We start from the raw sequence: 11,439 nt of genomic DNA on the forward strand, positions 1-11,439 counted from the left end.
CGGTGGTGCGTGAGGTCCGGTGGGCCACGACCGACGACACCCAGGACTTCGGCCGTCGGCTCGGGGCCCTGCTGCGCGGCGGTGACGTCCTCGTGCTCACGGGCGACCTGGGCGCGGGCAAGACGACGCTCACGCAGGGCATCGCCGAAGGCCTCGGGGTGCGCGGCCCCATCACCTCGCCGACGTTCGTCATCGCGCGGGTGCACCCGTCGCTCGTCGACGGTCCGTCGCTCGTGCACGTCGACGCGTACCGGCTCGGCTCGGCGCTCGAGCTCGACGACCTCGACCTCGACGCCGACCTCGACGAGAGCGTCACCGTCGTCGAGTGGGGAGCAGGGCTCGCCGAGCAGCTGACCGAGTCGCGGCTCGAGCTGACGATCGTCGGCGACGACGTCCGCACCGCGCGTCTCGTCGGCGTGGGCGACCGGTGGGACGCCGTCCTCGACGCGGTCGCACCCGCCCGCTGACCTGCCCGCCGGCCGATCCGCCGCTCTCGCCCCGCGGCATACCCCTGGACCCTCGGGTTCGGGGCCCCGCCGCGTGCTCGGATAGCCTGACCGTCGTGCTCCTGCTCGCCATCGACACCTCCACGACCGCCATCACCGTCGGCCTGCACGACGGCACCTCGGTCGTCGCGGAGGTCACCACGCTCGACGCGCGGGCGCACGCCGAGCACCTCGCCCCCGGCATCGGCGGGGCGCTGGCGCACGTGGGCGCCGAGCCCGCCGACGTCACCGACGTCGTCGTCGGCATCGGCCCCGGGCCGTTCACCGGGCTGCGCGTCGGCATCGTCAGCGCCCGCACCTTCGCCTTCGCCCTCGGAGTGCCGGTGCGGGGGCTCACCAGCCTCGACGCCATCGCGCACGAGGCCTGGCTGGGTGGCCACCGCGGGCACCTGCTCGTCGCGACCGACGCCCGCCGCAAGGAGGTGTATGCCGCCGCCTACGTTCTCGGCGCCGAACGGGCCGAGCGCGTGGGCGACCCGCTGGTCTCCCGGGCCGCGGACCTCCCCGAGGAGCTGCGGTCCCTGCCCACGGCGGGGCGCGGTCCCTCGCTCTACGGTGAGGCGCTGCCGCACTCGCTGCCACCGCTCGACGTCAGCGGGGGAGCGCTCGCCGACCTCGCGGTCCGCCGCCTGCGCGAGACGCCCGGCGCCGCGGACGGCCCGCTGCAGCGCGTCGACCCCGGTGACGGCTTCGACGGCCTCGAACCGCTCTACCTGCGCCGCCCCGACGTGTCGCCCGCTCCGGCCGCGGCAAAGTCGACCCTCGGATGACCGTCGTGGAGCCTCGTGCGCACACCGCCGACGGGGTGGCGCTGCGTGACCTCGAGTGGACCGACCTGTCCAGTCTCGCCGAGCTCGAGCAGCACCTCTTCGCGCACGACGCGTGGTCCGAGCAGACGTGGTGGGCCGAGCTCGCCGGCCGCCCGCGTCGCGACTACGTCGTCGCCACCGCCGCCGACGGGACCATCGCCGGGTATGCCGGTCTCGACGTCGCGGGCGACGTGGCCGACGTCATGACCATCGCCGTCGCACCCGCCCACCGGGGGCGCGGCGTCGGCCGGGTGCTGCTCACCGAGCTGCTCCGCCGGGCGGCCGACCGGGCCGCCGACGCGGTGCTCCTCGAGGTGCGCGCCGACAACGACGCTGCCCGCCGCCTCTACGACCGTGCCGGCTTCGAGGTCATCTCGGTACGCCGCCGCTACTACCAACCCGGGGACGTGGACGCGCTCGTGATGCGCCTGCTCCTCACGAAGGGAGACGCATGAGCGACGAGCCCCTCGTCCTCGGCATCGAGACCTCCTGCGACGAGACGGGCGTCGGCATCGTCCGCGGGCAGACCCTGCTCGTCGACACGGTCGCCAGCAGCGTCGACGAGCACGCCCGCTTCGGTGGCGTCGTCCCGGAGGTCGCGAGCCGTGCCCACCTCGAGGCCATGGTGCCGACGATCGAGCGCGCCTGCCGCGAGGCAGGAGTCTCGCTGCGCGACCTCGACGCCATCTCCGTCACGTCGGGTCCCGGCCTCGCCGGCGCACTCCTGGTCGGGGTCGCCTCTGCCAAGGCGCTGGCGCTGGCCCTCGGCAAGCCGATCTACGGCGTCAACCACCTGGCCTCGCACGTGGCCGTCGACATCGTCGAGCACGGCCCGCTGCCCGAGCCGACCATGGCGATGCTCGTCTCCGGGGGACACTCCTCCCTTCTCCTCGTCCCCGACGTCACCAACGACGTACGCTCGCTCGGCTCCACGATGGACGACGCCGCCGGGGAGGCGTTCGACAAGGTCGCCCGCGTCCTCGGCCTGCCGTTCCCCGGCGGCCCGCACGTGGACCGAGCTGCGCGAGAGGGCAACCGGGTCGCCATCGACTTCCCGCGCGGCCTCACCACAGGCCGCGACCTCGAGCGACACCGCTTCGACTTCTCCTTCTCAGGCCTCAAGACGGCCGTCTCACGGTGGGTCGAGACGCGGCAGCGCGCCGGCGAGACCGTCCCGGTCGCCGACGTGGCCGCGAGCTTCCAGGAGGCGGTCGTCGACGTCCTCACCCGCAAGGCGCTCCTCGCCTGCAGGGAGAACGACGTCGACCACCTGCTGATCGGCGGCGGCGTCGCCGCCAACTCGCGCCTGCGCGCGCTCGCCCAGGAGCGGTGCGACAAGGCCGGCGTGACACTGCGGGTGCCGCGCCCCGGGCTGTGCACCGACAACGGGGCCATGGTCGCGGCGCTGGGGGCACAGATGGTGGCGAAGGGGCGCGAGCCGAGCGACCTCGGTCTTCCCACCGACTCGTCGATGCCGGTGACTCTGGTCCAGGCTTAGGTCTCGAGCCCGCTGGGCTGGGGCCGTCGGGCGCCCGAACGGCCTCGCGGCTGGAGCGTCAGCCGGCCGTACCAGCGCGCTGTTCGGCTGCGTATGCCGTGGGCCGGCTGCCGATGCCGCTCTCCCGCTCGTGCGCCCTCCTCTGCCCTGCACGCTCGCTCCGCTGCTCGGCAACCCGTAAATTGCGCCGTGGCGCGGTTTCGGCCGCGGTCTGGGGCAGGCGACACGCGCATGTGCGCCATGGCGCGGTTTCGGCCGCGATCTGGGGCAGGTGATACACGCAAGTGCGCCGTGGCGCGGTTTCGGCCGCGATCTGGGGCCGGCGACACACTGAAGTGCGCCCTGGCGCGGTTTCGGCCGCGACCTGGGGCCGACTACGCACTCAAGTGCGCCGTGGCGCGGTTTCGGCTGCTCGTGTCGCTCAGGGGCAGGTGGCCAGGCCCCTTCGGAGCTTGAGGTCGACGACTCGCGTGGTGGCGGCCTGGACCTGCTTGGCGAAGGCGGGGCTGGACTTCGCCTTGGTGGTGATGGCGTCGTGCATGGCGGGGACGGTGCTGGGGCGGGCGGTGAGGGTGATGTCGCCGCCGGCCTCGATGAAGCGGGTGGCTCGCTCGCCGACCGGCACGGCGGCCACGGACCTGGCGGCGCCCACGTCGTCGGTGATGACGACGCCGTCGTAGGAGAGGCGGTCGCGGAGCAGGTCGGTGACGATGCGCCTGGAGAAGACGGCGTTGGTGCCGGGGTCGATGCGGCTGTAGATCGCCGAGCCGACCATGACGAGCTCCACACCGTCCTGGATGCCGGTGCGGAACGGCTCGAGGTAGGGGTCGTCGACCGTCGTCGTGCCGTCCGTGATGCCGCTCGAGGTGACGTCGGTGTTGCCGGTGATCCGCCCGATCCCGGGGAAGTGCTTGACGGTGGCGGCGACGCCGCCGGCCCGCATGCCGGCGAGGAAGGCGCCGACCATCGTGGACACACGCTCGGGATTGCTGGAGAACTGCCGGTCGTACTGCCCGATGGGCCCGTTGGCGCGCCCGACGGAGGTGGGCACCGTGTCGGCCACGGGCGCGAGGTTGACGTTGATGCCCGCCCGGCGCAGCTCGGCCCCCCAACGCGTCGCGTCGGCGGTCAGGTTCGAGGGGGAGCCCTGGTCCTGGACGCGGGCGGACGGCATACGGCTGAAGCCGGGCCCGCGCAGCTGTTGCACCGCTCCTCCCTCCTGGTCGGCCGCGAGGAGCAGCCCGAGGCCGGCCGTGTCGGCCTTGGACGCCAGGCCGGCGAGGTGGCGCGTCGTGGTGCGCACGGAGTCGCTGCCGCCGGTCCAGCCGCCCAGGAGGATGACCCCGCCGAGGTGGCGGCCGGTCACGAGGGCGTCGAGGCTGGTGCGGCTCGTGTCGCTCCCGAGCCCGACCATGAGCAGCTGTCCGGCCCGCTCGCTCGGGCTCATGCGCGAGACGATGGCCGGCGCGCACGAGGACGGCGCGGCGGGCGTGCCGGCGGTCGGTGTGGAGCGGGCGGAGGACGCCGACGCGGAGGGCGTCGAGGTGGTGCTGGAGCTCGGGGGGCTCGTGGGCAGCTGCGTCGTCGAGGGTCGTGGCGTCGCGGTCGTCGAGGAGGCGCGGGGGTTGGGCCCGGAGGTGCAGGCCGCGGCCAGCGAGGTCGCGGCCGCCACGAGGACGGCCGTCACGACGGGGGTGAGGCGGTCGCGTCGGCTGGGGCTCTGGCGCATCGTTCGAGCCTATCCCGTCAGGGTGCGCGGGCCCGTGGTGCCGCTCGGGCAGGCGTGCCCACCCGGTACGTTGCCGCTGTGACGACCCAACCGATCCCGGTCGTGCTCGACGTCGACACCGGAGTCGACGACGCGTGCGCCCTGCTCCTCGCCGCCCTGCACCCCGGACTCGACCTGCGGGCCGTCTCGTGCGTCGGCGGCAACGCTCCCGTCGACGACGTCGTGCGCAACACGCTGCTCGTCCTCGAGACCGCCGGACGAACGGACGTGCCGGTGGCCCGGGGCGCGGAGCGGCCGCTGCTCGAGGCGCCGGTGGACGCTCGCCACGTCCACGGCGAGGACGGCATGGCCGACCTCGGCTGGGGCCCGGCCGCGATGGCCGCCGACCGGCGGCACGCCGTGGAGCTGCTGAGGGACGTGTGCCGTGAGGCCGCCGAGTCGGACCGGCCCGTGACGCTCATGCCCCTCGCGCCGCTGACGAACATCGCGCTGCTGCTGCGCACCTATCCCGACGCGGCACAGGGGATCTCGGAGATCGTCTTCATGGGTGGCGCGGCGAACGTCGGGAACGCCACCGCCTCTGCGGAGTTCAACGTCTTCCACGACCCCGAGGCGGCGGCAGTCACCCTGGACGCGGCGGCCGACCTGGGCATCCCGGTCACGATGTACGGCCTCGACGTCTTCTACGAGCCCGTCGTCGGCGCCGAGGTCGTCGACGAGCTGCTCGCCGTCGGTGGCCGGGGCCCCGCCGAGCTCGGCGGCCGGCTGCTCGCCTTCCAGAACCAGCGCTTCGGCCGGGACGCCTCGACCATCGGTGACGCCGGCGCCGTGTGCGCGGTCGTCGACCGGGCGGGGCTGAAGACGCAGACGCTGCCGCTGCGGGTCGAGCTCGCCGGCACGTGGTCACGCGGGCGCACCATCGTCGACCGCCGCGACTGGAGCGGCGACCTGGCGCACGACCCGCACGGCGAGGCTCCCGTCCGCATCGACGTGGCCCTCGAGGTCGACGGCCCGCGCTACGCGAGGCTCTGGGCCGACACGCTCCTCGGACGCCTGGGGGAGCGCTGATGGGCCGCGTCGTCGTGCTCGGCTCCCTCAACGTCGACGTCGTCACCCTCGTGGAACGCCACCCCCTGCCCGGCGAGACGCTGCTCGGCGAGGCGGGCGGCACGTTCGCCGGCGGAAAGGGCGGCAACCAGGCGGTCGCGGCGGCCCGCGCCGGCGCCGACGTGGCCGTGCTCGCGCGCGTGGGCGACGACGGACCCGGCCGCGCCTACCTCGACCGCCTCGTGACGCTCGGCGTCGACACGAACGCCGTGTCCGTGAGCAGCACCGCTCCTACCGGCACCGCCTTCATCACCGTCGACGAGCAGGGCGAGAACTCGATCATCGTCGTGGCGGGCGCCAACGGTGAGCGCGACCGGGCCCTCGTCGAGCACGCGAGCAGCCTGCGCCGCGGCGACGTGCTCCTGTGCTCGCTCGAGGTCCCCCTCGAGACCGTGGCCGACGCCGCCCGCGCCGCCCACCGAGCGGGAGCGCGGGTCGTGCTCAACCTCGCTCCGTATGCCGCCCTGCCGGCCGACGTCGTCGCCCTGGCCGACCCCGTGGTGGTCAACGAGTCCGAGATGCGCGCCCTCGCGGACTCCGGGCTCATCCCGCAGTCGTTGCTCGTGACCTTCGGGGCAGCCGGCGCGCGCTGGGGGCTGGAGGGCGTCGACGGCATACCCGTCGCGAAGCGCGACCTCGGCGACACGGTCGGCGCCGGTGACGCGTTCTGCGGGGCGCTGGCGGCGGCGCTCGCCGACGGGGCCGACGACCGTGCTGCGCTCGAGGCGGCCAACCGAGCCGGGGCCGCCGCCGTCCGCTGGGTGGGCGCCCAGCCCGACGCCGCCCTCTGACCGCCGAGCTCCGGGTGGCGGCGATGTGTACCTTCTCAGTTACGTAACCTGGGCGTTACGCTGGGCCGGTGACCGGTACCTGGGAGGCGCTGACCGACCCGACGCGGCGCGTCATCGTCGAGCACCTCGCCCGCGAGGAGCTGACGGTGGGCGAGGTGGCCGCCCTGTTCGACACCGCCCGGCCGGGGATCTCGAGGCACCTGCGGGTGCTGCGCGAGGCCGGAGTCGTCGCGGCCGAGGCCGTGGGGCAGCGCCGCGTCTACCGTCTGGCTCCCGGCGCCCTCGACGAGATCGAGCAGTGGTGCCAGGACGTGCGCACGTTCTGGGGGCAGCGCCTCGACGCCCTCGACACCGAGATCGCCCGCGGGCAGCGGGCCCGACGAAGGAGCAGCGATGACTGAGCTGACGCACGTGTTGGGACGCATCGAGCAGGCGGGCAAGGGCGTGGCCGTCGTCTTCGACCGGCGCTACTCGACGTCGCAGGACGACCTGTGGCAGGCCTGCACCGATCCCGAGCGCCTCGCCCGCTGGTTCGCCCCCGTCTCGGGCGACCTGCGCGAGGGCGGCGCCTTCACCGTCCACTTCGACGACGCGGACACCCCGCGGTGCCGGGTCGTGTCGTGCGAACCACCGCACCTGCTGGTGTGGGAATGGCCGATCGGCGCCGTCGAGACCCGCGTCACCGCCGACGTTTCGTCCGACGGTGATGGAGCGAGGCTCGTCCTGCGCCACGAGCGACTCGGTGCGGCGCAGGCGGCCGGGTACGCCGCAGGCTGGGACACGTACGTCCGCCGGCTCGCGGCCGACGTGGCCGGTGACCCCCTGCCCGACTGGGACGCCACCTGGAGCGCTCTCCACGAGCTGTATGCCGCTGACCGCTGAGCCGGACCTCCGCCTAGCGGAGCCGGTCATGCTGAGGACCGTGACGTCCGTTGCCGCGAGCGGCATCGGTGGCGGGCAGCGTGCGCTGGGACGGCACGTGGCTCGGGACCGCCCGCCGACGCTCCACGCCGCGAGCGTCGGCGGGCGTCGCGGTCGCCCGGCCGAGGCGGGGGAGACAGAAGTCAGGCGGGCGTGACCACGAGGGCGACCTGGCCGCCTCCGATGCGGGTCAGCACGAGGGTCGCCTCCGAGCCGCCCTTCCCGCGGCCGGTCATCTTCAGCTGGCGGCGCAGCACGTCGGCGTCGAGGGTGACACCGCGCTTCTTGATGGTGACCCGGTCGTGTCCCTGGTCGCGCAGCCACCGCGCGAGGCGCTTGGTGGACAGCGGCATGGCCTCGAGCACCCGGAAGCGGCGTGCCCACGGCACCTCGCGGGCGACGCCGCTCGTCACGTAGCCGACGCCGGACGCGAGCTCGGCGCCCTCCACCGCCGAGACGAGGGCCCCCGTGAGCCCCGCCCGGATGACCGCCCGGTCCGGCTCGTAGAGCCACTCGCCGACGTCTGCCACCGACCCCAGGGCCGGTTCGAGCATGCCCTCCGCCGCGTCGTCCTCGGTGACGACCGACGTCGTGGAGCCGGTGCACACGGCCGCCGTCCGCCCGGGGGTGGCGACGAGCGGCCCCCACCACACGGCGCACTCGAGCACCTCGCCCTGCCAGGACGTCCACTGCGCCTCGGCGCCGCGCGGCACCGACCCGTGGGGGAACGCGGGGGAGAGCTTGGCGCCGGTCGCCGGCAGCTCGTCGGCGAAGGCCAGGACCTGCGACCACGGCGGGGAGATGGCGTCGAGGGAGAAGACCCGCTTCGTGCGCCCGCGGGCGTCGGCCACGCCGCTGACCCGACGGGCCGGGTCGAGCCACACGCCGACGTCGCGTGCCGCCTCACCGCGCGGGAGGCGTACGTCCTCGGCGAGGGCGTGACGTACGCGTGCCGTCGGCCAGTGGCGCAGGTTGACGGCAGCGATGCGTGCCGTCGCGTCGTCGGCGTCGACGGCCTGGACGCGGAGGTCGAGCCCGCAGAAGGCCATCGCGTCCGCGCCCAGCCCGCAGCCGAGGTCGTAGACCTCGCGGACGTCCGCGGCGGCATACCGCTGCGCGTGCCGGGCGGCGATCGCGAGGCGTGTCGACTGCTCGAGCCCGTCCGGGGTGAAGAGCATCCCGGCGGCGAAGTCGCCGAACTTCGGGGCCGCTCGCGCGCGCAGCCGCGACTGCGTCATCGCGGCGGCCACGAGGTCGGCGTCGAAGCCCGCCTCGCGCAGCCGGTCCTGCAGCTGGAGGGAGGTGGCCTCGTCGTAGGGAGGCAGCGACTGGAGCAGGGCCCACCCCTCGCCCGCGGCGAGCCGGTCGACCATCGCGGCGTCCATGGGCCCATCCTGCCAGCGCGGCCACGAGTGTTGGCACTCGACTTGACCGAGTGCTAACCGCAAACCTAGATTTCATCTTGTTGGCACTCTCGAGCCGAAAGTGCCAGCGCCCTCCTCGAGGGAGGCCGACCCCCGCGACGGCGGCCAGCCTCGAAGAGCCCACAGTCCGTCGTCAGTTTCCGACTGTCCCGAAGGGAAGGTCACCACCGTGTCGGTTTCCATCAAGCCGCTCGAAGACCGCATCGTCGTCAAGTCCCTCGAGGCCGAGCAGACCACTGCCTCGGGTCTCGTCATCCCGGACACGGCCAAGGAGAAGCCCCAGGAGGGCGAGGTCGTCGCCGTGGGCCCCGGTCGCTTCAGCGACAGCGGCACCGAGCGCGTCCCGCTCGACGTCAAGGTCGGCGACAAGGTCATCTTCAGCAAGTACGGCGGCACCGAGGTCAAGCACGGCGGTGAGGAGTTCCTGATCCTCTCCGCGCGCGACGTCCTCGCCATCGTCGGCTGACCCAGCCGTATGCCGTGACCGCACCCCGGTGAGCCCCGCTGGGGTCTCCCCGGGGTGCGTCTCGTTCTCCCTCAAGCACCGCAACCGCAAAGCAACCCGAGCCAAAGGAACACCATGGCCAAGCAGCTGGAGTTCGACGACTCCGCCCGCAAGTCGCTCGAGCGCGGCGTTGACGCGCTCGCCAACGCCGTCAAGGTGACGCTCGGCCCGAAGGGCCGCAACGTCGTCATCGACAAGAAGTGGGGCGCCCCCACGATCACCAACGACGGCGTCACCATCGCCCGCGAGATCGAGCTCGAGGACCCCTACGAGAACCTCGGCGCCCAGCTCGCCAAGGAGGTCGCGACCAAGACCAACGACGTCGCCGGTGACGGCACGACGACCGCGACCGTGCTCGCGCAGGCCATGGTCAAGGAGGGCCTGCGCAACGTCGCCGCCGGCGCCGCCCCCGCCGCCCTCAAGCGCGGCATGGACAAGGCCGTGACCGCGGTCAACGACCGCCTGCTCGAGAACGCCCGCGAGGTCGACGGCAAGGACGAGATCGCGTCCGTCGCGACCCTGTCCGCGCAGGACGCCACGCTCGGCGGCCTGATCGGCGAGGCCTTCGACAAGGTCGGCAAGGACGGCGTCATCACCGTCGAGGAGTCCTCGACGACCGCCACCGAGCTCGAGTTCACCGAGGGCATGCAGTTCGACAAGGGCTACCTCTCGGCCTACTTCGTCACCGACACCGAGCGCATGGAGACCGTCCTCGAGGACGCCTACGTCCTGATCAACCAGGGCAAGATCTCCTCGGTCGCCGAGGTGCTGCCGGTCCTCGAGAAGGTCGTGCAGTCCGGCAAGCCGCTGCTCATCATCGCCGAGGACGTCGAGGGCGAGGCCCTCTCCACGCTCGTCGTCAACAAGATCCGCGGCACCTTCAACGTGGCCGCCGTCAAGGCCCCCGGCTTCGGCGACCGCCGCAAGGCCATGCTCCAGGACATCGCCGTCCTCACCGGTGGCCAGGTCATCGCCCCCGAGGTGGGGCTCAGCCTCGACCAGGCCGACCTGACGGTCCTCGGCCAGGCCCGCCGCGTCGTGCTGACCAAGGACAACACGACGATCATCGACGGCGCCGGCGAGGAGTCCGAGGTCGCCGGCCGCGTGCACCAGATCAAGGCCGAGATCGAGCGCACCGACTCCGACTGGGACCGCGAGAAGCTCCAGGAGCGCCTCGCCAAGCTCGCCGGTGGCGTCTGCGTCATCAAGGTCGGTGCCCACACCGAGGTCGAGCTCAAGGAGAAGAAGCACCGCATCGAGGACGCGATCTCCGCGACGCGTGCCGCGATCGAGGAGGGCATCGTCGCCGGCGGCGGCACCGCTCTCATCCACGCCGCGACCGCCATCGACGCGCTCGAGCTGTCGGGTGACGAGGCCACCGGCGCGTCCATCGTGCGCAAGGCCGTCGCCGAGCCGCTGCGCTGGATCGCCGAGAACGCCGGCCTCCAGGGCTACGTCGTGACCTCGAAGGTCGCCGAGCTCGAGCTCGGCCAGGGCCTCAACGCCGCGACGGGCGAGTACGGCGACCTGATCGGCGCCGGCGTCATCGACCCCGTCAAGGTGACGCGCTCCGCGCTGCGCAACGCGGAGTCGATCGCGTCGATGATCCTCACGACCGACACGCTCGTCGTCGACAAGCCGGAGGAGGACGCCGAGGCCGGTGGCCACGGCCACGGGCACGGTCACTGACCCACTCGGCAGGTCTCGCCGGGCGCCACGCGCCTGACACACGACGAGGGGCGCTCCCCACCGGGGAGCGGCCCTCGTTCGTCCTGTCCTGCGCGGCCGCGGCGTGTTGCGACCGGTGCGGGTCAGGCGGGCGCCGACGGCCACCCATGGAGCGGGGCCGGCGGCATGAGCTCAGGAGGCCTCCTGGATGCCGTCGTAGAGCAGCTCGCGCTCGCCCTCGGTGAGACCGCCCCAGACGCCGTAGGGCTCTCGGACCTCGAGAGCGTGGGAGCGGCACTGGGCCACCACTGGGCAGGCGGCGCAGACGGCCTTGGCCTGCGCATCACGGTTGCGGCGGCGCGGGCCGCGCTCGCCCTCCGGGTGGAAGAAGACCTCGGGGCTGACGCCGCGGCAGGCCCCGTCCAGCTGCCAGTCCCACAGGTCGGCAACTGGTCCGGGAAGGCGGGTGATCTCGGCCATG

At 73.5% G+C, this 11,439-nt stretch carries 14 protein-coding genes; 11 read left to right on the forward strand and 3 right to left on the reverse strand.

Annotation, left to right across the window (positions count from 1 at the left end):
- The first annotated feature begins 2 nt into the window (after positions 1-2).
- The 4 genes from tsaE (at position 3) to tsaD (ending at position 2,813) form a co-directional block, all read left to right on the forward strand.
- Positions 3-467, forward strand: coding sequence for a tRNA (adenosine(37)-N6)-threonylcarbamoyltransferase complex ATPase subunit type 1 TsaE (gene tsaE / locus ABD241_RS00635; RefSeq protein ID WP_344057379.1), 465 nt, complete (start codon positions 3-5; stop codon positions 465-467).
- A 95-nt stretch (positions 468-562) separates the two neighbouring features.
- Positions 563-1,276 carry a tRNA (adenosine(37)-N6)-threonylcarbamoyltransferase complex dimerization subunit type 1 TsaB gene (gene tsaB / locus ABD241_RS00640; RefSeq protein WP_344057381.1) on the forward strand — a complete coding sequence of 238 codons (714 nt, stop codon included), beginning with the start codon at positions 563-565 and terminating at the stop codon, positions 1,274-1,276.
- Positions 1,273-1,770: a ribosomal protein S18-alanine N-acetyltransferase gene (rimI, locus tag ABD241_RS00645; RefSeq protein WP_344057383.1), complete on the forward strand. Its 498-nt coding sequence runs from the start codon at positions 1,273-1,275 to the stop codon at positions 1,768-1,770. The genes tsaB and rimI overlap by 4 nt, the downstream gene beginning before the upstream one ends.
- The gene (tsaD, locus tag ABD241_RS00650) at positions 1,767-2,813 is read left to right on the forward strand and encodes a tRNA (adenosine(37)-N6)-threonylcarbamoyltransferase complex transferase subunit TsaD (RefSeq protein ID WP_344057385.1); all 1,047 of its coding nucleotides are present in this window, start codon (positions 1,767-1,769) and stop codon (positions 2,811-2,813) included. Before rimI ends, tsaD begins: the two co-directional genes overlap by 4 nt.
- A gap of 421 nt (positions 2,814-3,234) precedes the next feature.
- On the opposite strand, the gene ABD241_RS00655 is transcribed toward tsaD, so the two are convergent.
- Entirely contained in the window at positions 3,235-4,260 is a 1,026-nt protein-coding gene (locus ABD241_RS00655) for a glycoside hydrolase family 3 N-terminal domain-containing protein (RefSeq protein ID WP_344057387.1), read from the reverse strand.
- Here ABD241_RS00655 and ABD241_RS00660 point away from each other — a divergent pair.
- The 5 genes from ABD241_RS00660 (at position 4,259) to ABD241_RS00680 (ending at position 7,322) form a co-directional block, all read left to right on the forward strand.
- Positions 4,259-4,624 carry a hypothetical protein gene (locus ABD241_RS00660; RefSeq protein ID WP_344057389.1) on the forward strand — a complete coding sequence of 122 codons (366 nt, stop codon included), beginning with the start codon at positions 4,259-4,261 and terminating at the stop codon, positions 4,622-4,624. The two genes, ABD241_RS00655 and ABD241_RS00660, sit on opposite strands and share 2 nt — an antisense overlap.
- Positions 4,621-5,610, forward strand: a complete 990-nt coding sequence (locus ABD241_RS00665) for a nucleoside hydrolase (RefSeq protein WP_344057391.1) — start codon at positions 4,621-4,623, stop codon at positions 5,608-5,610. The genes ABD241_RS00660 and ABD241_RS00665 overlap by 4 nt, the downstream gene beginning before the upstream one ends.
- Positions 5,610-6,440: a PfkB family carbohydrate kinase gene (locus ABD241_RS00670; protein ID WP_344057393.1), complete on the forward strand. Its 831-nt coding sequence runs from the start codon at positions 5,610-5,612 to the stop codon at positions 6,438-6,440. The genes ABD241_RS00665 and ABD241_RS00670 overlap by 1 nt, the downstream gene beginning before the upstream one ends.
- 68 nt (positions 6,441-6,508) lie before the next feature.
- A complete protein-coding gene (locus tag ABD241_RS00675) occupies positions 6,509-6,841 on the forward strand; it encodes an ArsR/SmtB family transcription factor (protein ID WP_344057395.1) in 333 nt (110 codons plus the stop codon).
- Positions 6,834-7,322 (forward strand): SRPBCC family protein, encoded by a 489-nt coding sequence (locus tag ABD241_RS00680; protein ID WP_344057397.1) that lies wholly within the window; start codon positions 6,834-6,836, stop codon positions 7,320-7,322. The genes ABD241_RS00675 and ABD241_RS00680 overlap by 8 nt, the downstream gene beginning before the upstream one ends.
- Before the next feature lie 182 nt (positions 7,323-7,504).
- On the opposite strand, the gene ABD241_RS00685 is transcribed toward ABD241_RS00680, so the two are convergent.
- Positions 7,505-8,746, reverse strand: coding sequence for a class I SAM-dependent methyltransferase (locus ABD241_RS00685; protein WP_344057399.1), 1,242 nt, complete (start codon positions 8,744-8,746; stop codon positions 7,505-7,507).
- Positions 8,747-8,954: 208 nt separating this feature from the next.
- Here ABD241_RS00685 and groES point away from each other — a divergent pair, with 208 nt between their 5' ends.
- Positions 8,955-9,251, forward strand: coding sequence for a co-chaperone GroES (gene groES / locus ABD241_RS00690; RefSeq protein ID WP_344057401.1), 297 nt, complete (start codon positions 8,955-8,957; stop codon positions 9,249-9,251).
- A 114-nt stretch (positions 9,252-9,365) separates the two neighbouring features.
- Positions 9,366-10,979, forward strand: coding sequence for a chaperonin GroEL (gene groL / locus ABD241_RS00695; RefSeq protein WP_344057403.1), 1,614 nt, complete (start codon positions 9,366-9,368; stop codon positions 10,977-10,979).
- 171 nt (positions 10,980-11,150) lie between these two features.
- Here groL and ABD241_RS00700 read toward each other — a convergent pair whose 3' ends face one another.
- Entirely contained in the window at positions 11,151-11,438 is a 288-nt protein-coding gene (locus ABD241_RS00700; protein ID WP_142183104.1) for a WhiB family transcriptional regulator, read from the reverse strand.
- Between the last annotated feature and the right edge of the window lies 1 nt (position 11,439).

The organism is Terrabacter lapilli, assembly GCF_039531305.1.
GTDB lineage: Bacteria > Actinomycetota > Actinomycetes > Actinomycetales > Dermatophilaceae > Terrabacter > Terrabacter lapilli.

Coding starts and splice junctions, on each gene's coding strand:
- rimI (WP_344057383.1), top strand. CDS start 1,273: ATGACCGTCGTGGAGCCTCGTGCGCACACCGCCGACGGGGTGGCGCTG.
- tsaD (WP_344057385.1), top strand. CDS start 1,767: ATGAGCGACGAGCCCCTCGTCCTCGGCATCGAGACCTCCTGCGACGAG.
- ABD241_RS00660 (WP_344057389.1), top strand. CDS start 4,259: ATGCGCGAGACGATGGCCGGCGCGCACGAGGACGGCGCGGCGGGCGTG.
- ABD241_RS00655 (WP_344057387.1), bottom strand. CDS start 4,260: ATGAGCCCGAGCGAGCGGGCCGGACAGCTGCTCATGGTCGGGCTCGGG.
- ABD241_RS00670 (WP_344057393.1), top strand. CDS start 5,610: ATGGGCCGCGTCGTCGTGCTCGGCTCCCTCAACGTCGACGTCGTCACC.
- ABD241_RS00680 (WP_344057397.1), top strand. CDS start 6,834: ATGACTGAGCTGACGCACGTGTTGGGACGCATCGAGCAGGCGGGCAAG.
- ABD241_RS00685 (WP_344057399.1), bottom strand. CDS start 8,746: ATGGACGCCGCGATGGTCGACCGGCTCGCCGCGGGCGAGGGGTGGGCC.
- groL (WP_344057403.1), top strand. CDS start 9,366: ATGGCCAAGCAGCTGGAGTTCGACGACTCCGCCCGCAAGTCGCTCGAG.
- ABD241_RS00700 (WP_142183104.1), bottom strand. CDS start 11,438: ATGGCCGAGATCACCCGCCTTCCCGGACCAGTTGCCGACCTGTGGGAC.